Genomic DNA, 23356 nt, shown 5'->3' with positions numbered 1-23356 from the left:
TGGTCGCCCATGGACGGTCGCCCCGCCCCGCAGGGCATGTACGACCCCCGGAACGAACACGACGCCTGTGGTGTCGGCTTCGTGGCCACCCTCACCGGTGAGGCGAGCCACGAGCTCGTCGAGCAGGCGCTGACCGTACTGCGCAACCTGGAGCACCGCGGCGCCACCGGCTCCGAGCCGGACTCCGGCGACGGCGCGGGCATCCTGCTGCAGGTCCCCGACGCGTTCCTGCGCGAGGCCGCCGGCTTCGAGCTGCCCGCGGCGGGCGCGTACGCCGTCGGCATCGCCTTCCTGCCCCCGCACGGTACGGACGAAGCCGTCTCACACATCGAGACGATGGCCGCCGACGAGGGCCTCACCGTCCTCGGCTGGCGCGAGGTGCCCGTCGCCCCGACGCTGCTCGGCGCCACCGCCCGCGCCACCATGCCCGTCTTCCGGCAGCTGTTCGTCACCGACGGCGAGAGCACCGGCATCGCCCTGGACCGCAAGGCCTTCGTCCTGCGCAAGCGCGCCGAGCGCGAGGCCGCCACCTACTTCCCGTCGCTCTCCGCGCGCACGATCGTCTACAAGGGCATGCTGACCACCGGCCAGCTGGAGCCCTTCTTCCCCGACCTGTCCGACCGCCGCTTCGCCACGGCGATCGCGCTCGTCCACTCGCGCTTCTCGACGAACACCTTCCCGAGCTGGCCGCTCGCGCACCCCTACCGCTTCGTCGCCCACAACGGCGAGATCAACACCGTGCAGGGCAACCGCAACTGGATGCGGGCCCGGGAGTCGCAGCTGGTCGGCGAGGTGTTCGGGAGCCAGGAGCAGCTGGAGCGGACCTTCCCGGTGTGTACGCCGGACGCGTCCGACTCCGCGTCCTTCGACGAGGTCCTCGAACTGCTCCACCTCGGCGGCCGCTCCCTCCCGCACAGCGTGCTCATGATGATCCCGGAGGCGTGGGAGAACCACACCTCCATGGACCCGGCCCGGCGCGCCTTCTACCAGTACCACGCCACGATGATGGAGCCCTGGGACGGCCCCGCCTGCGTCACCTTCACCGACGGCACCCAGGTCGGCGCCGTCCTGGACCGCAACGGCCTGCGCCCGGGGCGCTACTGGGTCACCGACGACGGCCTCGTCGTGCTCGGCTCCGAGGTCGGCGTCCTCGACATCGACCCCGCCAAGGTCGTCCGCAAGGGCCGCCTCCAGCCCGGCCGGATGTTCCTCGTCGACACCGTCGAGCACCGCATCGTCGAGGACGACGAGATCAAGGCGGGCCTCGCCGCCGAGAAGCCGTACCAGGAGTGGCTGGAGGCCGGCGAGATCGAGCTCTCCGACCTGCCCGAGCGCGAGCACATCGTGCACACGCACGCCTCCGTCACCCGCCGCCAGCAGACCTTCGGCTACACCGAGGAGGAGCTGCGGATCCTGCTCGCGCCGATGGCCAAGGCCGGCGCGGAGCCGATCGGCTCGATGGGCACGGACACGCCGATCGCGGCCCTCTCCGAGCGCCCCCGGCTGATCTTCGACTACTTCACGCAGCTGTTCGCCCAGGTCACCAACCCGCCCCTGGACGCCATCCGCGAAGAGCTCGTCACCTCGCTGCGCTCCTCGCTCGGGCCGCAGGGCAACCTCCTGGAGCCGACCGCCGCCTCGTGCCGCTCCGTCACGCTGCCCTTCCCGGTCATCGACAACGACGAGCTGGCCAAGCTCATCCACATCAACGCCGACGGCGACATGCCCGGCATGAAGGCCGCGACCCTCTCCGGCCTGTACCGGGTGCACGGCGGCGGCGACGCGCTCGCCGCCCGCATCGAGGAGATCTGCGCCGAGGCCGACGCGGCCATCGACGCGGGGGCCCGCCTGATCGTGCTCTCCGACCGGCACTCCGACGCCGAGCACGCCCCGATCCCCTCGCTCCTCCTCACCGCGGCCGTCCACCACCACCTCATCCGCACCAAGCAGCGCACCCAGGTGGGCCTGCTCGTCGAGGCAGGCGACGTGCGCGAGGTGCACCACGTCGCGCTGCTCATCGGCTTCGGCGCCGCGGCCGTCAACCCGTACCTGGCGATGGAGTCCGTCGAGGACCTGGTCCGCGCGGGCACCTTCCTGCCCGGGATCGAGGCCGAGCAGGCCATCCGCAACCTGATCTTCGCCCTCGGCAAGGGCGTCCTGAAGGTGATGTCCAAGATGGGCATCTCCACCGTCGCCTCCTACCGCGGCGCGCAGGTCTTCGAGGCCGTCGGCCTTGAGGAGTCCTTCGTCGAGAAGTACTTCAACGGCACCACCTCCAAGATCGGCGGCGTCGGCATCGACGTCGTCGCCAAGGAGGTCGCCGCCCGCCACGCCAAGGCCTACCCGGCCTCCGGGATCGCGCCCGCGCACCGGGCCCTGGACATCGGCGGCGAGTACCAGTGGCGCCGCGAGGGCGAGCCGCACCTGTTCGACCCCGAGACGGTCTTCCGCCTCCAGCACTCCACCCGCAACCGCCGGTACGACGTCTTCAAGCAGTACACGGACCGCGTGAACGAGCAGTCCGAGCGCCTGATGACCCTGCGCGGCCTGTTCGGCTTCAAGTCGGGCCCCGAGGGCCGCCCGGCGATCTCCGTGGACGAGGTCGAGCCGGTCTCCGAGATCGTCAAGCGCTTCTCCACCGGCGCCATGTCGTACGGCTCCATCTCCCGCGAGGCGCACGAGACCCTCGCCATCGCGATGAACCAGCTCGGCGGCAAGTCCAACACCGGCGAGGGCGGCGAGGACCCGGACCGCCTCTACGACCCGGCGCGCCGCTCCAGCATCAAGCAGGTCGCCTCCGGCCGCTTCGGCGTCACCTCCGAGTACCTGGTCAACGCCGACGACATCCAGATCAAGATGGCCCAGGGCGCCAAGCCCGGCGAGGGCGGCCAGCTGCCGGGGCACAAGGTCTACCCGTGGGTCGCCAAGACCCGGCACTCGACGCCCGGCGTCGGCCTCATCTCGCCGCCGCCGCACCACGACATCTACTCCATCGAGGACCTCGCCCAGCTCATCCACGACCTGAAGAACGCGAATCCGCAGGCGCGGATCCACGTGAAGCTGGTCTCCGAGGTCGGCGTCGGCACCGTGGCCGCCGGTGTCTCCAAGGCACACGCGGACGTCGTCCTCATCTCCGGCCACGACGGCGGCACCGGCGCGTCCCCGCTCACCTCCCTGAAGCACGCGGGCGGCCCCTGGGAGCTCGGCCTCGCCGAGACCCAGCAGACGCTGCTGCTCAACGGCCTGCGCGACCGCATCGTCGTGCAGACCGACGGCCAGCTGAAGACCGGCCGCGACGTCGTCATCGCCGCGCTGCTCGGCGCCGAGGAGTTCGGCTTCGCGACCGCGCCGCTCGTGGTGTCGGGCTGCGTCATGATGCGCGTCTGCCACCTGGACACCTGCCCGGTCGGCATCGCCACGCAGAACCCCACGCTGCGCGACCGCTTCAGCGGCAAGGCCGAGTACATCGTGAACTTCTTCGAGTTCATCGCCGAGGAGGTCCGCGAGCTGCTCGCCGAGCTCGGCTTCCGCTCCATCGAGGAGGCCGTCGGCCACGCCGAGCTCCTCGACACCGCGCGGGCCGTCGACCACTGGAAGGCCCAGGGCCTCGACCTCGCGCCGCTGTTCCACGTCCCGGACCTGCCCGAGGGCGCGGTGCGCCACCAACTGGTCGCCCAGGACCACGGCCTGGAGAAGGCGCTCGACAACGAGCTGATCCGGCTCGCCGCCGACGCCCTCGCCGCGAACTCCCTCCAGGACGCCCAGCCGGTCCGCGCCCAGGTCGCCATCCGCAACATCAACCGCACCGTCGGCACCATGCTCGGCCACGAGGTGACGAAGAAGTTCGGCGGCGCGGGCCTGCCCGACGACACCATCGACATCACCTTCACCGGCTCGGCGGGCCAGTCCTTCGGCGCCTTCGTGCCGCGCGGCGTCACGCTGCGCCTGGAGGGCGACGCCAACGACTACGTCGGCAAGGGCCTCTCCGGCGGCCGCGTGATCGTCCGCCCGGACCGGGGCGCCGACCACCTCGCCGAGTACTCCACCATCGCGGGCAACACCATCGCCTACGGCGCGACCGGCGGCGAGCTGTTCCTGCGCGGCCGCACCGGCGAACGCTTCTGCGTGCGCAACTCCGGCGCCACGGTGGTCTCCGAGGGCGTGGGCGACCACGGCTGCGAGTACATGACCGGCGGCCACGCGGTCGTCCTCGGCGAGACCGGCCGCAACTTCGCGGCGGGCATGTCGGGCGGCATCGCGTACGTCATCGACCTCGACCGCACATGCGTCAACGCCGGCAACCTGGGGGCCGTCGAGGCCCTGGACGACACCGACAAGCAGTGGCTGCACGACGTCGTGCGCCGCCACCAGGAGGAGACGGGTTCGACCGTCGCCGAGAAGCTGCTCGCCGAGTGGGCCGTGTCGGTGGACCGCTTCAGCAAGATCATCCCCAGCACGTACAAGGCAGTGCTCGCCGCCAAGGACGCCGCCGAGCGAGCCGGACTCTCCGAGTCCGAGATCACCGAGAAGATGATGGAGGCGGCGACCCATGGCTGACCCGAAGGGCTTTCTGAACCATGGCCGCGAGGTCGCGCGGACCCGCCCGGTGGGCGAGCGCGTCCAGGACTGGAACGAGGTCTACGTCCCGGGCTCGCTGCTCCCGATCATCTCCAAGCAGGCCTCGCGCTGCATGGACTGCGGCATCCCCTTCTGCCACAACGGCTGTCCGCTGGGGAACCTGATCCCCGAGTGGAACGACTACGCGTACCGCGAGGACTGGTCCGCGGCCTCCGAGCGGCTGCACGCCACGAACAACTTCCCGGAGTTCACCGGGCGGCTCTGCCCGGCGCCCTGCGAGGCGGCGTGCGTGCTCGGCATCAACCAGCCGGCCGTCACCATCAAGAACGTCGAGGTCTCCATCATCGACAAGGCCTGGGAGACGGGCGACGTGGCGCCGCAGGCGCCCGAGCGGCTCTCCGGCAAGACGGTCGCCGTGATCGGCTCGGGCCCGGCCGGGCTCGCCGCCGCCCAGCAGCTCACCCGGGCGGGCCACACCGTCGCCGTCTACGAGCGCGCCGACCGCATCGGCGGGCTGCTGCGCTACGGCATCCCCGAGTTCAAGATGGAGAAGCGGCACATCAACCGGCGCATCGAGCAGATGCGCGCGGAGGGCACCAAGTTCCGCACCGGCGTGGAGGTCGGCCGCGACATCGACGCGGCGAAGCTGCGCAAGCGGTACGACGCCGTGGTCATCGCGGCGGGCGCCACGACGGCTCGCGACCTGCCGGTGCCCGGCCGCGAGCTCAAGGGCGTCTACCAGGCGATGGAGTACCTGCCCCTGGCGAACAAGGTCCAGGAGGGCGACTACGTGGTGACGCCCGTCTCCGCCGAGGGCAAGCACGTCGTCGTCATCGGCGGCGGCGACACCGGGGCGGACTGCGTGGGCACCGCGCACCGCCAGGGCGCGGCGTCCGTCACCCAGCTGGAGATCATGCCCCGACCCGGCGAGGACCGGGCGCCCGGCCAGCCCTGGCCGACCTTCCCCATGCTGTACAAGGTCACCTCCGCCCACGAGGAGGGCGGCGAGCGCGTCTACTCCGTCTCCACGACCCACTTCGAGGGCGACGAGGACGGGAACGTGCAGTGGCTGCACCTGGTCGAGGTCGCCTTCGTGGACGGCAAGCTCACCCGGAAGCCGGGCACGGAGCGGCGCATCCCGGCGCAGCTCGTCACCCTCGCGATGGGCTTCACCGGTACGGACCGGGAGAACGGTCTGGTGGACCAGTTCGGCATCGACCTGGACGAGCGTGGCAATATTGCCCGTGACGGTGACTTCCACACCAGCGTGCCGGGCGTCTTCGTCGCGGGTGACGCGGGCCGTGGCCAGTCGCTGATCGTCTGGGCGATCGCCGAGGGCCGTTCGGCCGCGCGCGGTGTGGACCGGTTCCTCACCGGCGCGAGTGACCTCCCGGCCCCGATCCGTCCCTCGGACCGTTCCCTCACGGTCTGATCCCCGGACCGCCTCCCCGGCGGTCCGGACCCTGATTGTCCCGTACAACGGCGTACGGAACTGGCGCGGTGCCTGCCATGTCCCCGACCGGACTTCGGCAGGCACCGCGCACCTCTTCCCCGCACCGGGCCTCCTTACCTCCTGGCCGGGGCTCCGGAGTGCTGCGCTCCACGCACGGTCCCACCCGCCTGCCCCCGCCTGGGTCGGGCCCGTGTGCCGCGTACTGGGCGGTCCCGCGGCCCGTCTCTGAGGATCTGGCTCGGGCGTGCTTTCGGCCCGCCCGAGCGAGGGCGGGAGGCCGGGCCTGCCCGCCGCACGCGACACGAGGGGGTGCCATCGAGCCGTACCACTTGGTCGTGGCGTGAAGGGCTTCGGCCCCGTTTTCAACCGGTGCCTGGGTGGGGGGCGTGGCTGAGTTTGATCGCTCTGCGTGAGGTGGTCGCGCGTGGTGGGGGCGCTGTCCCGGTCGGCGAGCCCGAGCCGTGTCGGGTGAGGGTGCGGGAGCGGTGGATGGGGGTGCCGCGCGTGGGTGTGCGGCGGCCTCGTGGCTTCAGGTCTGGCTTCGGCCAGTGTCCGAGCGTCTGGGTGGCGTGGTTCCGGCGTCAGGCGCCGTGGCGAGGGCGGGGCCGTGCCCCGGGCAGGGTGGGTGCCGCGGCGTGGTTCTCAACCCGCGCTCGGGCGCGGGCCGGTGGCCGGATCTGGTCGGTCCCGGGCCGCACGGCGTGAGGCGCTCGGAGGAGGCAGGGGGACGAGGGTGGGCGGGTGGGGGAGAAAGCCCCCTGCCGGGCGGCAGATGTGCGGCAAACGGGTGGGACCGCGGAGGCGATCCGCCGCCCGGCGGCGCCGTACGACACCGTCGGAACACAGCGATAGCGCACCGCGCAACGGTGATTACGGTTCGGCCGCTTCCCCGAAAGGGTCTAGACCGCCAACACCCTGCGTGAGCACAATCGCTCCCACTACAAGAACCTGAAGGGGGCCGGCATGAAGCGACGTGTCATCGCGGCGGGTTGTATCGCCCTGACGCTCGGTCTGACCGCAACCGCGTGCGGCGATGACGGCGACGGGGAAAAGGGCGACAAGGCCGACGGCAAGGGCAAGACCCTCACCGTATGGATCATGGAGGGGACCAACCCCGACCCCCGGCCCTTCTTCAAGGAGGTCGGCGCGGCCTTCGAGAAGAAGACCGGTGCCAAGATCAAGGTCGAGTACCAGCAGTGGGCCACCGCCCAGAAGAAGTTCACGACGGCCATCGAGGGCGGCGAGGACCAGGTCCCCGACGTCGCCGAGGTCGGCACGACGTGGGTGCCGCAGTTCGCCGAGACCGGCGCGCTCGTCGACGTCACGGACGACCTGAAGAAGTCGGGCCTGTCGAACGACCTGGTGGAGGGCCTGAAGGACGCGGGCACCCTGGACGGCAAGCAGTACGGCATGCCGTGGTACGCGGGTGTGCGGTCCATCGTGTACCGCAAGGACGTCTTCGAGAAGCACAACCTGAAGCCGCCGACGACCTGGAAGGAGCTCCAGGAGACGGCGAAGACGCTCAAGGCGAAGGAGCCGGACAAGATCGCCTTCCCGGTGGCGGGCGGCGCGGAGATGTTCGCGACGGCCTTCGTCTGGGGCGCGGGCGGTGAACTCGCCACCCAGCAGGGCGACAAGTGGAAGTCCGCCATCAACTCGCCCGAGGCCGTGAAGGGCCTCACGTACTACACGGACCTGGCGCGGAAGGACAAGGTCTCCCCGGCCAAGGTCAACACCTGGACGGAGAAGGAGGTCGGCGACGCCTGGAACAAGGGCGAGATCTCCATGTCGGTCGGCGGCAACTGGACCCCCAAGGCCATCGTCGAGGCGAACCCGAAGCTCAAGGGCAAGCTCGGCGCCGTGCCGATCCCCGGGCCGAACGGCGGCATGAGCAAGTCCTTCCTCGGCGGCTCCTACCTGTCCGCGTTCAACACGGACAAGAAGGAACTCGCCTGGGAGCTGGTCAAGTTGATGACCACCGGTGAGTTCGCCGCGAAGTGGGCCAAGCAGACCAACTACTTCCCCGGCCAGAACTCCGAGCTGAAGAAGATCCAGGACCAGAAGGACCCGCTGGTCGAGCCGTTCGCGAAGCAGATGATCGAGGCCGGCGCCACCGTTCCGAAGACGAAGGCGTACGGCGAGATCCAGGCCTCGCAGGTCATCACCGGCATGGTCCAGTCGATCCTCACGGGCAAGTCGTCCGTCCAGGAGGCCGCGGACAAGGCGGCGAAGGACATGGACGACATCTTCGCCAAGGACAAGTAAGCGAAAGACGAGTCACGCCGTGAAAGACACGCTCGTCAGTGACGGGCCGGAGGTCACGCCTTCGGTCCGCCCGCAATCAGACGACGGGGGCGCCGAAGCCGCGCGCCGCCGCAAGAAACTGGTCACCCTCACCCGGCCCTGGCTGCTGCTCGCCCCCTCCCTGATCGTGCTCGTGGGGCTGCTCCTGTGGCCCCTGATCCAGGTCGGCAAGCTGTCGCTGCAGGACTACAAGGTCAAGTTCGGCGGCGGCGAGGGCACGTACATCGGCTTCGACCACTACAAGGACCTGCTGACCGGCGACCTGCTGTGGAAGACGGTCCTGCCGAACACGGTGTTCTTCGCGTTCGCGTGCGTCGGCCTGACCGTCGTGCTCGGCACCCTGGTGGCCCTGCTGCTCAACCGGCTCGGCACCACGTGGAAGCTGATCTGCTCGGTGTCCATCCTGGCCGCGTGGGCGATGCCCGCGGTCACCGGCACGTACGTGTGGATCTGGCTGTTCCAGCCGCAGGACGGCATGGTCAGCCAGGTCGCCGACTCGCTCGGCCTGATCGACGCGGAGACCACCAACTGGTTCACCGAACGGCTGCCGTTCTACGGGATCGCGACGATCAACGTCGTGCACCACGGCTTCCCGTTCGTCGCGATCACCGTGCTCGCCGGGCTGCTCACCATCCCGAAGGAGCTGTACGAGGCGGGCGAGATCGACGGCGCCAACGCCTGGCAGCGGTTCTGGAAGATCACCGTGCCGAGCATCAAGCCGGTCTTCCTAGTGGTGACCATCCTGTCCACCATCTGGGACTTCAAGGTCTTCACCCAGGTCTTCCTGATGCCGGGAGGCAGCGGGTCCAACCCGGACGTCTACAACCTCGGCGTCTACTCGTACATCGAGGCGTTCGCCAAGAACGACTACGGCACGGGTGCCGCGGCCGCGGTCCTCCTGACGCTGCTGCTCCTGGTGATCACCGTCATCTACATCCGTACGCTGTTCCGGCAGGGGGAGGAGGAACTGTGAGCGTCCGCCGTACCACGCTCGCCTCACGCATCGGCCTGCCGGTCGCGGTGATCGCGCTGCTGGTCTTCACACTGTTCCCCGTCTACTGGATGGTCTCCACGGCGCTCGACCCGAAGGCCATCACGCGCGGCTCAGACCTGCTGCCGAGCGGCCTGACGTTCGACCACTTCGACTTCGTCTTCGACCGGGGCAACTTCGGCCAGTACCTGCTGAACTCGGCGATCGTCGGCGTCGCCACGATCGCCGCGGCGGCCGCGCTCTCGCTGTTCGCGGCGATCGCGGTGGCCCGCTTCAAGTTCAAGTTCCGCACGTCCGTGCTGATCATGGTGCTCGTCGTGCAGATGGTGCCGCTGGAGGCCCTCGTCATCCCGCTGTTCATCCAGATGCGGGACTTCGAGATGCTGAACTCGCTGCTCGGCCTCTCGGTGGTGTACATCGCCCTGTCGCTGCCGTTCGCGATCTGGACCCTGCGCGGCTTCGTCGCGGCGGTGCCCAAGGAGGTCGAGGAGGCGGCGTACATCGACGGCGCGTCCTGGTTCCGCATGTTCTGGTCCGTGCTGCTTCCGCTGGTCGGTCCCGGCCTGGTGGCCACCTCGATCTTCGCCTTCATCACGGCGTGGAACGAGTTCGTGTTCGCGTACACCTTCATGAAGGGCAGCGACAAGTACACGGCGGCCGTGGGCATCTTCCAGTTCTTCGGTGAGAACACCACCTCCTGGGGGCCCGTCATGGCCAGCTCCACGCTGGTCACGTTGCCGGTGATGATCTTCTTCGTGATCGTGCACCGCCGCCTGGGCTCCGGCCTCGCGGCCGGGGCGGTCAAGGGCTGAGCCCCGCCGTACGCCCGTCCCGGGCCCGGATTCCCGTGTGGGGTCCGGGCCCGTGGTGCGCCCGGCGCCGCTGGATGTGCCGCGTTGTGCCGTCGGGCGGCTGCGGGCTCGTCGTGGCTGGTCGCGCCCGCGCGGCGGAGCCGCAGATCGATACAGGCCCGCGCCCCTTTGGGGCGCTCCCGTCGCTGTGCCTGCCTAGCGGGGGACCCGGTACCTCTCGCCGTACACCCGCCACGTCAACGGCGTGCGCAGGTCCAGGTTCCCCTCGCGGAGGAAGCGGCGCTGGGCTGTGTCTATGCGGGTGGTGTCGCGGTGGGACTTCTCGGTCTTCATCAGGGTGCGGCGGACGTCGAGGAAGGCGTCGAGGTACGTCGTCTCGGCGCCGCCGTCCGCCGGGGTGCGGGCCTTCTTGAGCGCGGCGTCGCGCAGGCCGTAGAAGGCCTTCGGCCCGGTGCCGGGGCCGTGCATGACCATCGCGTCGTAGTACACGAACTGCCCGAGCGTGCCGAGCCCGTCGAGCTTGGCGGCGCGGACCGCCGGGTCGAAGTAGAGGCGGTCGCGCACCGCGTCCTGGGCCCGCTGGAAGGCGGCCGCGCGCGCCTCCCGCGCCCACGCGCGCGTGAAGGGCCGCCCCAGGCCCTCGTGCGAGTCGCTGCCGTCGACCGCGCGCAGGGCGGGCAGGAAGCGGGCCAGGCCGTTGTCCGGGTGCTTCTCCGTGTAGTCCTCGACGAGCTTCAGCAGGTCGTGGGTGCCGGTGCAGAAGCCGATGATGCCCGCGGTGTAGCCGCGGCCGTCGCCTATGTCCTCGATGTAGCCGTACTGGCCGCGCCAGTCGAGTGTCGAGTTCTCCGCGCTCGCGACGAGCCGCATCGCGAGCTCCTTCTTCGCGGGCGCCGCGAGGCCTGGCGGCAGGTCCGCCACCCTCTTGTCGTCCGTGCGCCGGTCCACCGACGACCCGTTCTCGTCGTAGGGCCGCGCGGTGGTGGACGTGCCCTTGCCCGTTCCCTTGGAGCCGTCGGCGGCGGAGCACGCGACCGCGGCGACGGTGAGGGGGACGACCGCGAGAAGAAGCAGACCAGCGCGTTTCATTCGGCCAAGCGTACGGGTGCGGACGCCGGGCGCAGACGCCCCGTCCCCCGCTATTGACTATTATTCAATTCCGCTCCACTCTCGGGACGCGAACCCCGCAGCAGCCGCGCGTCGTGGGAGGTCCCCCGTGAACACCCGAGCAGTGGAGCAGCTGAAGACGGAGCTGGGGGCCGAACCCCCGGAAAGCGTCGGGAGGCTTGCGCCCGACCACATCGAACGGCTCGCCACCGCACTGCGCCGCGAGCGCGAACGCCGGGCCTCCGGCCTGAACGAGGCGGCTGAGGACGCCCTGAAGCTGGTGCCCGCCCTGGCCCGCGGCCCGGTCCGCCGGATCCTCTTCCGCTAGGGGGCGTGAACACCGTGGACAAGCTGCGCGCCAGGGCCGAGACCCTGAAGACCGCCCGGCTCCTCGACGTCGACCCCGACGACCTCGCGTTCCTCGGCGAGCTGCCCGCCGACGACGTGCGCCGCCTGCGCGCCGACTGCGTCGCCGCGCTCTACGACCGGTCGCCGGAGATGCTCGACCGCATCGCCTCCGCCACCAAGCTCGTGCCCGCCGGGGTCGCCGCCGCAATCTCCCAGAAGGCGCTCGGCCCCCGGCTCGCCGCGGCCGTCGCCGGGCGCCTCGAACCGGCCCGCGCCGCCGACATCATCGAGAAGCTGCCCGTCGCCTTCACCGCCGAGTCCTGCGGGCACCTCGACCCGCGGCGGATCAGCGGCATCGTCGACCGGCTCGACGAGGGCCTCGTCGTGCGCATCTCCCTCGAACTCGCCGGACGAGAGGACCACCTCACCATGGGGCGGTTCGTCGGCCATCTGAGGGACTCCGCGCTGGGCCGCATCCTGCCGCAGGTCGACGACGCGGCCGTGCTGCGCACCGGCTTCCTCGTCGACGACCCCGAACACCTCGGCCGCATCGTCGAGTTGATGGGCGAGGAGCGGCTCGCGACCGTCATCGCCTCCGCCGCCACCGAAGGGCTGTGGCCCGAGGCGCTCGCCGTCGCCGGGATGGTCACCGGCGAGCAGCGCGGACGGATCGCCTCGCTCGCGGCGGCGCAGCCCGCCGAGCGCCTCGACGCGCTCGTCACGACCGTGGCCGCGCAGGGCCTTTGGGAGTCGCTCCTTCCGCTGGTGGCCCTGCTGTCCGAGGAGGAGCGGCGCGCCGTCGCCGCGCTGCCCGCGCTCCGCGAGCCCGGCGTCCTCGAAGGCATCGTGCCCGCCGTCGTGTCCACCGGCCTGTGGGCCGAGTTCCTGCCGCTCGTGGAGGTCCTGCCCGAGCCGTCGCGGCAGGTCGTCGCGGAGCGGGCCGGGGCGCTCGCGGACGAGGACCTCGACGCGCTCGCCCGCGAGGTCGACAAGCGGGACCTGTGGGGCCTGGTCCTTCCCCTGGTGGAGCTGATGTCGGACGAGGCGAAGACCAGGATCTTCGCCCTGCCGTCCTTCCGCGACGCCGAACCGACGTAGCCCCCGGGGGTAGCGCCCACCCGGTCCCGTGCGGGGCGGGTGGGCGGATGGGGGAGGATGGGGGCGTGACGAGTGAGACGAAGGGGACGGACCGCACGCGTGCGGGCACTTCGCGCACGGCCGAGGCCAACGGTCTGCGACTGCGCTACCACGAGGCGGGCCCCGAGGACCCCGCGGCGCCCGTCCTGGTGATGCTGCACGGCGGCGGCCCCGGCGCGTCGGCCTGGTCGACCTTCGGCGACCTGCTGCCCGGCTTCGCACGGCACTTCCGCACGCTGCTCGTCGACCAGCCCGGCTTCGGCGCGTCCGACAAGCCCGAGCCCGACCGGGACTTCTTCTCCTTCAGCGCCGCCGCCGTCGCTGCGCTGCTCGACGAACTGGGCATCACCCGCGCCCACTTCGCGGGCGCCTCGCTCGGCGGCGGCGCCTGCGTGCGGCTGGCCCTCGACCACCCGGACAAGGTCGGCAGGCTGCTGCTCATGGCCCCCGGCGGCCTCTCCCTGAACGTCTTTTCGGCCGACCCGCCCGAAGGCGTACGACGGCTCATCGAGTTCGGCGCGGCGCCCGAGCCGACCCGCGAGGCGATGCGGGCGTTTCTGACGACCCTCGTCCACGACCCGGCGTACGTCACCGACGACCTCGTCGAGGAGCGGTTCGCCGGCGCCCTGGAGCCGGAGGCCAGGCTCGGCGCCCAGCGCGTGGGCGCCGCGTTCGCGAAGTGGCCGGAGGGCGCGCTGCTGTGGCGCGAGGCCCATCGCGTGACCCGGCCGACGCTCCTGACCTGGGGGCGCGAGGACCGGGTGAACCCGCTCGACGGCGCGTTCGTCGCCCTGAAGGCCATGCCCGACGCCCGTCTGCACGTCTTCCCGCGCTGCGGCCACCTGGCCTTCGCCGAGCGGGCCGACGAATTCCTGCGCCTCGCCGTCGACTTCCTCACGGGCCCGGCATGACCGCCGCGATCAGCCTCCGCAAGGTCGAGGAGACGGCGCCCGCGCTCGTCAGCCTCTACAAGACGGCGGGCGCCTCCGTGCGCGCGCACGGCCTGGAGGGCGAGCGGGCCGCCGTCTACCTGGTGGTCGACTACTCCGGTTCCATGCGGCCGTACTACCAGGACGGCAGCGTCCAGGCGCTCGCCGACCGCGTCCTCGGCCTGTCCGCGCACCTGGACGACGACGGCGTCGTGCCGACCGTGTTCTTCTCCACGGACGTGGACGCCGTCGCCGACGTCGAACTGGCCCGCCACCGCGGCCGGATCGAGAAGATCGCCGCGGGCCTCGGCCACATGGGGAAGACCAACTACCACCTGGCCATGGACGCCGTCATCGACCACTACCTGGACGCCGCGGAGAGCGCGCGGAGCCGGGGCGAGGGCCCGCCCGCGCCCGCGCTCGTCGTCTTCCAGACCGACGGCGGCCCCCTCAACAAGGCCGCGGCCGAACGGTACTTGTGCAAGGCCGCGAAACTGCCGATGTTCTGGAAGTTCATCGGCTTCGGCGACCCCGGGAGCAGGCAGTTCGACTATCTGCGGCGCCTCGACGACCTGGCCGTGCCCGAGAAGCGGCCCGTCGACAACGCCGGGTTCTTCCACGCGGGCGAGGAGCCGCGCGCGGTGCCCGACGACGTCCTCTACGACCACCTGGTGGGGGAGTTCCCGCAGTGGCTGAAGGCGGCACGGGCGCTCGGCATCGTCGCCCCGCGCACCGCCTGACCGCGCGCGGCGGCCCCCGGCGGCCCGCGGCGGCTCAGCCGACCAGGCGTTCGCGCAGGCCGAGCAGCGTGCGCGGGGCCAGGCCCAGGCCCTTCGTCAGATAGCCGCCGAAGCCGCCGTACCGCCGCGTCGCCTCGGTGAGCGCCGCGTCGAGGTAGTCCGTACGGACCTCCTGGAGCGGGATGAGGAGCTCCGGCTTGACCATGAGCCCCGCCTGCTTGAGCGACTCGCGCAGCCTGGCGTCGTGGGCGGCGCGGAAGGTGTTCGACGCCAAGTAGTCCGCCACGGCCGTCCGTTCGGGCACGCCGACCGCGCGCAGCAGGACGTACGTCAGCCAGCCCGTGCGGTCCTTGCCCGCCGTGCAGTGGTAGAGCAGCGGCGCGGAGCCCGCGGCCGCGAGGTCGCGCAGCGTCGCCGCGAAGTGCGCGCGGCCCGTGGCGTCCGTGACGAACGCGCGGTACACCTCCCGCATGAAGGCCTCGGCCCTGCCGCCGCCGAGCAGCTCCTCCTGCTTGACCGGGTCGCGGGAGCCGATCACGGTCATGAGCTGCCGGAAGAGGCCGTTGTCCGGCACCGGCCGCGCGGTGGCGGCGAGCCCGGCGGGGAGCCGGTCCTGCCCGTCGTACCGGACCTCCTCCGCGACCCGGAAGTCCACCACCGTGCGCAGGCCGAGCCCGGCCAGCGTGCCGACGTCCGCGTCGGTGAGCTTGCTGAGGGCGTCGGCGCGGTAGACCAGGCCGAGCCTGACCCGCTCGCCGTCGTAGGTGCGGTGGCCGCCCACGTCACGGACGTTGACGGCGCCCTGGAGCGGGATCTGCTGCCGGTGCGCCGACCGCTCCGCCGCGGTGTACGAGCGGTCCGGCGCGGGCGCCGATCCCGCCGCGGGCGCGGCGCCGGTGCCGAGTGCGATGAGGACGGCCGTGGCCGCCGTGAGGGTGCGAGTGCTGCCGCGCATCGGTCCGCCTTCCGCCGCGCCGTGGTCCGGTCGTGCGGGACGGTAGCGAGGGGGTCTTGAAGGGGGAAGGCGGACGCGCGGAGTTTTTGACGGACAGTCAGCTACGGACAGTCAGCTACGGACGGTCAGCTACGGGCGGTCGGCTATGGATGGGCGGCCGGGCGCGGGCGGCTAGGGCTGCGCGGCCCTCCCGCGCCACGCGTCCGCGGCCTCCTGGCTGGCTCTTGCGCCGGACGGCGACGTGCAAGCCACCAGGTCGGGGCCTGCACCGGCGGCGAGGGGGCCCCGGGGCGGCCGGGCTACGTGTCGCAGTCCAGGACCGTGCGGCACAGGCCGCAGCGCGCCCGTACCCGCCCCCGCGCCGGGAGGCGGATCCGCTGGTGGCACGTGGGGCAGGGGAAGGAGACCCGCAGCGGACCCGCCGCGTCGGGCCGGGAGAAGGAGTACGACCCGCCGGACCGGGGTCCCGAGCCGTGGTCGAGGGCGTATCGCCGGTCCTTGGCGTAGCGGCGGCGCCCCGCCCAGCCCGCCGCGGTCAGCGGCGGCTGCTGCCCGTCGCGGCGGGCCTGCGCCAGGCCCCGCGTGTACGCGGTGTACGCCTGCGCGCTGGTGAACCACGTCTCGGGCGCCTCGCCGAACGCGAGGGCCCGCTTGGCGAGCACGTACCCGAACTCCTCCGGCGTGAGGTAGCCGAGCTTCTGCGAGGACGCGCCGTCCTCGCGGTAGGCGTCCAGGAGGAGCCAGCCCGCGCCGAGGTAGGTCGTCGCGGTGTCCGTGAGGATCTCGTTGGCGCGGGTGCCGGGGAAGGTCAGGCCGAGGCGGTGCAGGTACACGTGCATCACCTCGTGCGCGAGGGCCGCTCCGATGTCCCTGCGGTGGCGCCGGAAGCGGTCGTTCAGCTCGATGAAGTACTCGGGCCCCGCGGTCAGTTCGACGAACGCGGCGTGCTCCATCTCGCGGAACGACACGATCAGGCGGGCGTCGGGGAGGCGCAGGTGCCGCACCATCTCGCGGGCCACCCGCTGCGCGCCGAGGTGCAGGTCGTCCTGGTCGCAGAAGGCCACGTCCGCGGGCGCCACGCTGGTGTCGAAGGAGTGGACGGTGTCGTACGAGAGCCGTTTGTACAGCGCGGTGACGGCGGCGCGGACCGTCTCCAGATGGGGGTAGCCGTGCTCCACGGGCCGCTCGTTGGCCACGCCGTCCCCCCTGGGCCGCGGCGGAATCCGATGCCGGATCCCGCATGGATCATCCCAACTCGTCCCTACTGTACGGGCGTTGTTCGCGGCCGTAACCAGCTCGGAAGTCGACGGCTGGCTGAAAACCGCCCCTTGTCGGCCGCGTGTGGGCCTCCTCATAATCCAACAACGCTTTGGCGGGCTCATGCCACGCAGCGCTCCGGCGCGTGCGGCATGGGCCCGTCGCGTTGCGCAACCCCCCACAACTCCCATGAAGGGACATCACGTTGAAGACCGACAAGCTTCGTGGAGTCAAGAGAGCCACCGTCCTCGGGTCGATCGCCCTCGCCGGACTCAGCCTGCAGCCCCTCGCCGCCCAGGCGGCCCCGCACCCCGGCCCCACCCCGGGTCAGCAGGTCGTCGGCGGCACGCGCGCCGCGCAGGGTGAGTTCCCGTTCATGGTCCGCCTGTCGATGGGCTGTGGCGGCTCCCTGCTGAAGCAGGACGTCGTCCTCACCGCCGCGCACTGTGTCGACGGCTCCGGCAACAACACCTCCATCACCGCCACCGGCGGCGTCGTCGACCTGCAGAGCTCCAGCGCCATCAAGGTCAAGTCCACCAAGGTCCTGCAGGCCCCGGGCTACAACGGCAGCGGCAAGGACTGGGCGCTGATCAAGCTCGCCAAGCCGATCAACCAGCCCACGCTGAAGATCGCCACCGACACCAAGTACAACAACGGCAACTTCACCGTCGCGGGCTGGGGCGCCGCCCGCGAAGGCGGCCCGCAGCAGCGCTACCTGCTCAAGGCCACCGTGCCGTTCGTGAGCGACGCGGACTGCTCGCGCGCGTACAACGGCGACATCATCCCGGGCGAGGAGATCTGCGCGGGCAAGCTCGGCGTCGGCGGCGTCGACACCTGCCAGGGCGACTCGGGCGGCCCCATGTTCCGCAAGGACGACGCGGGCCAGTACATCCAGGTCGGCATCGTCAGCTGGGGCACCGGCTGCGCCCGCCCGGCCTACCCCGGCGTCTACACCGAGGTGTCGACCTTCGCGGCCGACATAACCAAGTACGCCAACCAGCTCTGACGTCCCGCCCCACCACCGCGACGCACGGTCGGTGAGCAGTGCCGTGCACGGAGCCGGGCCCCTTTCCGGGGCCCGGCTCTCCGCGTCCCGGACGGCCGCGCCCCGGCACCCGCGCACCCGTACAGGAGTACGGCCCGGCTGCGTACATATGGGACACTCGTCGCGTACGAGACAGGCGACGGCGAGGCAGCGGCACATGGCGATCACGGTGGTCATCGCGGACGACCAGGAGATGGTCCGCACCGGCTTCCGCATGATCCTGGAGAGCAAGCCCGACATCGAGGTGCTCGCCGACGTCGTCGACGGCGAGGCCGCGCTCGACGCCGTCGAGCGGCACGACCCGGACGTCCTCCTGCTCGACATCCGCATGCCCCGCCTCGACGGCCTGGAGGCCACCCGCCGCCTCACCGCCCGCGGCAGCCGCCCCCGCATCGTCATCGTCACCACCTTCGACCTCGACGAGTACGTCCACGCCGCGCTGCACGGCGGCGCCTGCGGGTTCCTCCTGAAGAACGCCAGCCCCGCCATGCTCGTCGAGGCCGTCCGGGCCGCCGCCGTCGGCGACGCCCTCGTCTCACCCGCCGTCACCGTGCGCCTGCTGCGCGAACTGGCCCCCCGCAAGGCGGCCCCCGGCCCCGCCGAACCCCTCACCCAGCGCGAGCGGGACGTCGTCCGCGCCCTCGCCCGCGGCCGCACCAACGCCGAGATCGCCGCCGAGCTGTACGTGTCCCTGTCCACGGTCAAGTCCCACCTCGCGAACGTCCAGGCCAAACTGGCCGCCCGCAACCGCGTGGAGATCGCCGCCTGGGCGTGGGAGAGCGGACTCGCCACCAAGGCCCCGTGAGCCCGCCGTGCGCCCCGCCCTGAGACCGCCCGCCCTCGACCGGCACCCCGCGCTGCGCCACGGCGCCCGGCTCCTGTTCGCCGCCGCCCTCGTGCTCCTCGTGCTCGTCGAAGGCCTCACGCTCACCCGCAACCCCACCGAGCCCCGCGCCGCACTGCTCACCGCGGGCATCGTCACCTGCCTGTGCGCCGTGCCCTGGGCGCGCGTGCCCCTCGCCGCCCGCGCCTGGACCGCCGCCGGAGTCTCCTGGGCCGCGACCCTGTACGTGTTCGCCAGCGGACGGCCGCTCGCCGTCTGGGGCCTGGGCGAGGCCGTCGCCCTGCTCGTGCTGCTCACCGGCGTCCTGCTGCGGCTGCCCGCACGGCGCGCCGCCGTACTCGGACCGCTGCTCGCCCTCGCCTGCGCCGCGGCGCCCGTACGCGACGCGGCGCCCGGCCGCTTCACGCTCCTGTTCTCCGCGCTCGCCGCCGTGGTCAGCGCCTTCTCCCTGCTGCTGCGCGGCACGGAGGCCCAGCGCGTGCGCGACATGGAGGCCGCGCGCGCCGCCGAGCGCCTCGACCTCGCCCGCGAACTGCACGACCTGGTCGCCCACCACGTCACCGGCATCGTCGTGCAGGCCCGCGCCGCGGGCTTCACCGCGGGCACCGCCGTCGACGCCCCCACCACCGCCGACACCTTCGCCCGCATCGCGGACGCGGGCGACGCGGCCCTCGGCGCGATGCGCCGCCTGGTGCGCGTCCTGCGCGAGGGCGAGGCGCGCACGGCGCCCCTGCCGGGGCTCACCGAGCTGCGCGCGCTCGCCCACGCCGGTGCCGTCGCCGGGCCGCCCGTGACGGTTGAGGTGGAACACGGGCTGCAGGAACGCCTTCCGGCCGATCTCGCGGCCACCGCCCACCACATCGTGCGCGAGGCGCTGACCAACGTACGCAAACACGCCGCCGGGGCTACCGCCGTCCGCGTCACCGTGCGGCTGGCCGAGGGCGGCCTTGAGGTGCGAGTCACTGATGACGGCGCCCCGGCGCCATCGCCCGGCCCCGGCGACCGGGGTGGATTCGGTCTCGTGGGCCTGGCGGAGCGCGTCCGTGCCCTCGGGGGGCGGCTCACCGCGGGCCCGCGCCCGGACGGGGGCTGGGAGGTTCGCGCCGTACTGCCGTACGGGCAGGGGGAGGCGGCCTGAGTCACGGGCTCAGCGTTTCGTCTGCGGGTCCGTCGTGGCTTGTCGCGCAGTTCCCCGCGCCCCTTCGGGGCGCTGCCCGACCGCCCCGCGCTTAGTCCAACACCTCCCGCTCCTTTGTCCATGGGCGCCCCCCGCACCCCCGGCGCATCGTGACCGTCACGAATTCCGTCCCACCAAGGGGTGCGTCCATGCCGCCGTCACAGCCGTCCGGGCCGAGCCGCAGAGCCGTCGTCGCCACCGGGGCGCTCGCCTCACTGGGGGCCGCCGTGAGCGCGGGCACCGCGCACGCCGCGCCCGCAGCGGGACCGCGCGCCGACGAGGCGGTGCTGCGCTCCGCCGCCCTCGACGTCCGCGTCGCCACCGCCTTCCCGCGCGTGGTGTCGTACACCGACCGCGCGAGCGGCGCCGTGCTGCACGCACAGCCGGACCCCGTCACCACGCTCCTCATCGACGACAAGGAACACACCCCGAAGGTCACCGCGACGGCACACCACGACCGCGCGGCCTACGTCCTCACCTTCGACGGCGGCACCCGCCTCGACGTGGAGATCTCCGTGGCGGGCCGCCAGGTCCACTGGCGCGTCACCCGGATCCAGGACACCCCCGCCCTGCGCGTCGGCACCCTCCGCGTCCCCGGCCTCGCCCTGCTGTCCGTCCGCAGCGACCAGCCCGGTGCGACCCTGCTCGCCGCCCGCGTCCAGCTCGACAAGGCCAAGAGCGGCGACACCCTCGTCCGGCTCGCCGCGGACACCCCCGCACAGGCACCCACGGGCTGCGCCTACGCCGTGCTCGCGCACGACCGGCTCGGCGGCGCCGTCGAGACCAACACCGTCTACGACAAGCCCACGTCCGAGACCAGCTGGGACAACGGCCGCCTGTGGCGCCAGACCCTGCGCGCCGACGGCCGCACCGAGGCCCGCCTCACCCCCGGCCAGTGGACCCACCGCGCCGCCACCTCGCCCGTCGACGCCACCGAGCCGCTGCCCTACGCCACCGTCGTCGTCACCGGCGACCGCAACGGCGACGGCAAGGTCGACTGGCAGGACGCCGCGATCGCCTTCCGCGACATCATGGTCAACCCGCTCGGCGCCGACGAGCAGCACCTGCGCGTCGTCCCGCACATCCCCTTCAACTTCGCCTCCCAGGCCACCAACCCCTTCCTCGCCACCCTCGACGAGGTCAAACGCATCCACCTGGCCACCGACGGCCTGCGCCAGTACACCCTCCTCAAGGGCTACCAGTCCGAAGGCCACGACTCCGCCCACCCCGACTACGCGGGCAACCACAACACCCGCGCCGGCGGCCTGCGCGACCTCAACACCCTGGTCCGCGAAGGCGCCAAGTGGAACAGCGACTTCGGCGTCCACGTCAACGCCACCGAGTCCTACCCCGTCGCCCACGCCTTCTCCGAGAAACTCGTCGACAAGACCGACCAGCAGTGGGACTGGCTCGACCAGAGCTACCGCATCGACCAGCGCCGCGACCTCGTCTCCGGCGACATCGCAGGCCGCTTCGCCGCCCTGCGCCGCGAGACCCACCAGGCGCTCAACACCCTCTACATCGACGTGTTCCGCGAGTCCGGCTGGACCTCCGACCGACTCCAGCAGACCCTGCGCGAGCAGGGCTGGACCCTCACCACCGAATGGGGCCACGGCTTCGAACGCTCCGCGATCTGGTCCCACTGGGCCACCGAGACCGACTACGGCCCCGACACCTCGCGCGGCATCAACTCCCAGCTGATCCGCTTCATCCGCCACCACCAGAAGGACGTCTTCGCCGACAAGTGGCCCACCCTCCTCGGCATCGCCCGCATGGGCAACTACGAGGGCTGGGTCGGCAAGACCGACTGGACCGCCTTCCACCGGCTGATCTGGACCCACGCGCTGCCCGCCAAGTACCTCCAGGCCCACCCCGTCAAGACGTGGACCGAGCACGAGATCACCTTCTTCGGCGACGGCGCGACCGCCGTGACCGACACCGACGGCACCCGCCGCATCACCACCGGCGGCCACCCCGTCTACGCCGACGGCACCTACCTGCTGCCCTGGGAACCCCGCCGCGCCACCGACCCCGCCAAGCTCTACCACTACAACCCCCGCGGCGGCACCAGCCGCTGGACCCTGCCGCGCGGCTGGACGGGCGCCCGCACCGTGCACCTGTACCGCCTCACCGACCAGGGCCGCGTCCACGAACGCGCCCTCCCCGTCCGCGCCGGGAAGATCACCATCGACGCCCGCGCCGAGCAGCCCTACGTCGTGTACCGCACCCGCGCCCGCGCCCTGCCCGACCCCGACTGGGGCCAGGGCACCCCGCTGCGCGACCCCGGCTTCCACGCGGGCACCCTGGACGCCTGGCAGGTCACCGGGCCCGCCGCCGTCCGGCGCAGTGCCCTCGGCGACCACGAACTCGTCATCGCCCCCGGCGCCGCCGCCTGCGTCACCCAGCGCCTGCGCCGCCTCGAACCCGGCCCGTACGTCGCCTCCGTACAGGTCGAGGTCGGCGAGCGGCCCGGCGACGAACGCACCGCGACCCTGGAGGTGCGCACCGCCGACGGCGTCACCGCCGCGAACCGGACCACCACCTCCACCGCCGTGAACTTCGTCGCCGCCGACCGCAAGCACGGCACCCGCTTCCAGCGCCTGTTCACCCCCTTCACCGTGCCCGAGGGCGGCGGCCCCGTACGGCTCGCGCTGCGCGCCGCGGCCGGACGGGCCCGCGTCCGCTTCGACAACGTCCGCGTCGTGGCCGCCGCACCCGCGCCCCGGCTGCCCCGCGGCGTCCTGTGCCGCGAGGACTTCGAGCACGTGCCGCAGGGCTGGGGCCCCTTCGTCAAGGGCGACGCCGGGGGAGCCACCGACCCGCGCACCCACATCGCGCAGCGGCACGCCCCCTTCACCCAGCGCGGCTGGAACGGCAAGGCCGTCGACGACGTCGTGGACGGCGGCCAGTCCCTCAAGTCCCGCGGCGAGAACGAGGGCCTCGTCTACCGGACCGTGCCGCACACCGTGCGCTTCGTCGCCGGGAAGCGGTACCGGGTGTCCTTCCGCTACGAGAACGAGACCGCGGGCCAGTACGCCTGGGTGACCGCCACCGACACCCCCGCCCCCCGCGAACTCTCCCGCGACCCCCTGCCCGTCGCCCTCGCCCCCACCACCCACTCCTACGAGTTCACCGCACCCGCGGACGGAGAGCCCTGGGTGGGCCTCCGCAAGGTCGGCGACGACGGGAAGGCGGAATTCGTCCTGGACACGTTCGAGGTCCACGAGGCGTGACCTTCGCGGGGCGCCCCTGACCCGCCCCTTCCCGACCTGGGGGCTCCGCCCCCAGACCCCCGCTCCTCAAACGCCGGAGAGGCTGAAAACCCTGCCGTGAGCAGCGACAGATCCAGCCCGTCCGGCGTTTGAGGACGAGGCGCGGAGCGCCGAAAAGCGGGGGCACGGGGGCGGCAGCCCCCGGATCGGGAAGGGGCGGGCTTGGGGAAGCCCCCGGCAGGGCTACCGCAGCCGCACCTCCGCCGGGCCCTCCGCTCCCTCCACCTCAAGCACCCACACCGCGTTCGCCCCCTCCCGCAGCACCGGCCCCGGCACGAACAGCCCCCGCTGCGGCCCCACCCCCCAATACCGCCCGAGGCAGAAGCCGTTCACCCACACGAAGCCCCGCGTCCACCCCGGAAGGGAGAGCACCGCGTCCCCCGCCCCCGCCACCTCCACCACACCCC

The 23356-nt window shown here is 72.2% G+C and carries 16 protein-coding genes and 1 pseudogene; 13 read left to right on the top strand and 4 right to left on the bottom strand.

Translation table 11 applies throughout. The features are described 5' to 3' along the window. The first annotated feature begins 36 nt into the window (after positions 1-36). The 5 genes from gltB to IG74_RS0129825 all read left to right on the top strand — a co-directional run bounded on the left by gltB (position 37) and on the right by IG74_RS0129825 (position 10138). The gene (gene gltB / locus IG74_RS0129845) at positions 37-4557 is read left to right on the top strand and encodes a glutamate synthase large subunit (protein ID WP_030683712.1); all 4521 of its coding nucleotides are present in this window, start codon (positions 37-39) and stop codon (positions 4555-4557) included. Beyond that, positions 4550-6010 (top strand): glutamate synthase subunit beta, encoded by a 1461-nt coding sequence (locus IG74_RS0129840; protein ID WP_030683710.1) that lies wholly within the window; start codon positions 4550-4552, stop codon positions 6008-6010. The genes gltB and IG74_RS0129840 overlap by 8 nt, the downstream gene beginning before the upstream one ends. 984 nt (positions 6011-6994) lie before the next feature. After that, the gene (locus IG74_RS0129835) at positions 6995-8296 is read left to right on the top strand and encodes a sugar ABC transporter substrate-binding protein (RefSeq protein WP_030683708.1); all 1302 of its coding nucleotides are present in this window, start codon (positions 6995-6997) and stop codon (positions 8294-8296) included. 19 nt (positions 8297-8315) lie between these two features. After that, positions 8316-9308 (top strand): carbohydrate ABC transporter permease, encoded by a 993-nt coding sequence (locus tag IG74_RS0129830; protein ID WP_030683706.1) that lies wholly within the window; start codon positions 8316-8318, stop codon positions 9306-9308. Next, entirely contained in the window at positions 9305-10138 is an 834-nt protein-coding gene (locus IG74_RS0129825; RefSeq protein WP_030683704.1) for a carbohydrate ABC transporter permease, read from the top strand. Before IG74_RS0129830 ends, IG74_RS0129825 begins: the two co-directional genes overlap by 4 nt. A gap of 195 nt (positions 10139-10333) precedes the next feature. Here IG74_RS0129825 and IG74_RS0129820 read toward each other — a convergent pair whose 3' ends face one another. Further along, entirely contained in the window at positions 10334-11227 is an 894-nt protein-coding gene (locus tag IG74_RS0129820) for a chitosanase (RefSeq protein ID WP_030683702.1), read from the bottom strand. Between the two features lie 127 nt (positions 11228-11354). On the opposite strand from IG74_RS0129820, the gene IG74_RS0129815 reads away from it, so the two are divergent. From IG74_RS0129815 to IG74_RS0129800, 4 genes are all read left to right on the top strand, one after another. After that, complete coding sequence (locus IG74_RS0129815; RefSeq protein ID WP_030683700.1) at positions 11355-11573, top strand: hypothetical protein; 219 nt, start codon at positions 11355-11357, stop codon at positions 11571-11573. Between the two features lie 5 nt (positions 11574-11578). Next, entirely contained in the window at positions 11579-12691 is a 1113-nt protein-coding gene (locus IG74_RS0129810) for a hypothetical protein (RefSeq protein WP_234334495.1), read from the top strand. A gap of 65 nt (positions 12692-12756) precedes the next feature. Then, positions 12757-13641 carry a 4,5:9,10-diseco-3-hydroxy-5,9,17-trioxoandrosta-1(10),2-diene-4-oate hydrolase gene (hsaD, locus tag IG74_RS0129805; RefSeq protein WP_051855638.1) on the top strand — a complete coding sequence of 295 codons (885 nt, stop codon included), beginning with the start codon at positions 12757-12759 and terminating at the stop codon, positions 13639-13641. Beyond that, positions 13638-14399 carry a VWA domain-containing protein gene (locus tag IG74_RS0129800; RefSeq protein WP_030683693.1) on the top strand — a complete coding sequence of 254 codons (762 nt, stop codon included), beginning with the start codon at positions 13638-13640 and terminating at the stop codon, positions 14397-14399. Before hsaD ends, IG74_RS0129800 begins: the two co-directional genes overlap by 4 nt. A gap of 34 nt (positions 14400-14433) precedes the next feature. On the opposite strand, the gene IG74_RS0129795 is transcribed toward IG74_RS0129800, so the two are convergent. After that, positions 14434-15354 carry a tyrosine-protein phosphatase gene (locus IG74_RS0129795; RefSeq protein ID WP_030683692.1) on the bottom strand — a complete coding sequence of 307 codons (921 nt, stop codon included), beginning with the start codon at positions 15352-15354 and terminating at the stop codon, positions 14434-14436. 299 nt (positions 15355-15653) lie between these two features. After that, positions 15654-16550 carry a hypothetical protein gene (locus IG74_RS0129790; RefSeq protein WP_030683689.1) on the bottom strand — a complete coding sequence of 299 codons (897 nt, stop codon included), beginning with the start codon at positions 16548-16550 and terminating at the stop codon, positions 15654-15656. Positions 16551-16816: 266 nt separating this feature from the next. Between IG74_RS0129790 and IG74_RS0129785 the strand changes: the two genes are divergently transcribed. The 4 genes from IG74_RS0129785 to IG74_RS0129770 all read left to right on the top strand — a co-directional run bounded on the left by IG74_RS0129785 (position 16817) and on the right by IG74_RS0129770 (position 22910). Further along, positions 16817-17617, top strand: coding sequence for a S1 family peptidase (locus IG74_RS0129785; RefSeq protein WP_030683688.1), 801 nt, complete (start codon positions 16817-16819; stop codon positions 17615-17617). 196 nt (positions 17618-17813) lie between these two features. Next, complete coding sequence (locus tag IG74_RS0129780) at positions 17814-18461, top strand: response regulator (protein ID WP_030683687.1); 648 nt, start codon at positions 17814-17816, stop codon at positions 18459-18461. 7 nt (positions 18462-18468) lie between these two features. After that, positions 18469-19638, top strand: coding sequence for a sensor histidine kinase (locus IG74_RS0129775; protein WP_078869128.1), 1170 nt, complete (start codon positions 18469-18471; stop codon positions 19636-19638). 188 nt (positions 19639-19826) lie between these two features. Continuing rightward, on the top strand, positions 19827-22910 hold the full coding sequence (locus IG74_RS0129770) for an endo-alpha-N-acetylgalactosaminidase family protein (protein WP_030683683.1): 3084 nt from the start codon (positions 19827-19829) through the stop codon (positions 22908-22910). A gap of 222 nt (positions 22911-23132) precedes the next feature. Here IG74_RS0129770 and IG74_RS46365 read toward each other — a convergent pair. Beyond that, positions 23133-23356, bottom strand: a pseudogene (locus IG74_RS46365) (beta-galactosidase); the annotation flags it as partial.

The sequence above is a fragment of the Streptomyces sp. NRRL B-1347 genome (assembly GCF_000720325.1).
Lineage (GTDB): Bacteria > Actinomycetota > Actinomycetes > Streptomycetales > Streptomycetaceae > Streptomyces.
This window is presented reverse-complemented; position numbering and strand designations above follow the sequence as displayed.

Excerpts from the sequence above, each read along its gene's own strand:
- gltB (WP_030683712.1), top strand. The coding sequence starts at position 37 with ATGTACGACCCCCGGAACGAACACGACGCCTGTGGTGTCGGCTTCGTG.
- IG74_RS0129840 (WP_030683710.1), top strand. The coding sequence starts at position 4,550 with ATGGCTGACCCGAAGGGCTTTCTGAACCATGGCCGCGAGGTCGCGCGG.
- IG74_RS0129835 (WP_030683708.1), top strand. The coding sequence starts at position 6,995 with ATGAAGCGACGTGTCATCGCGGCGGGTTGTATCGCCCTGACGCTCGGT.
- IG74_RS0129820 (WP_030683702.1), bottom strand. The coding sequence starts at position 11,227 with ATGAAACGCGCTGGTCTGCTTCTTCTCGCGGTCGTCCCCCTCACCGTC.
- IG74_RS0129800 (WP_030683693.1), top strand. The coding sequence starts at position 13,638 with ATGACCGCCGCGATCAGCCTCCGCAAGGTCGAGGAGACGGCGCCCGCG.
- IG74_RS0129795 (WP_030683692.1), bottom strand. The coding sequence starts at position 15,354 with ATGCGCGGCAGCACTCGCACCCTCACGGCGGCCACGGCCGTCCTCATC.
- IG74_RS0129780 (WP_030683687.1), top strand. The coding sequence starts at position 17,814 with ATGGCGATCACGGTGGTCATCGCGGACGACCAGGAGATGGTCCGCACC.
- IG74_RS0129770 (WP_030683683.1), top strand. The coding sequence starts at position 19,827 with ATGCCGCCGTCACAGCCGTCCGGGCCGAGCCGCAGAGCCGTCGTCGCC.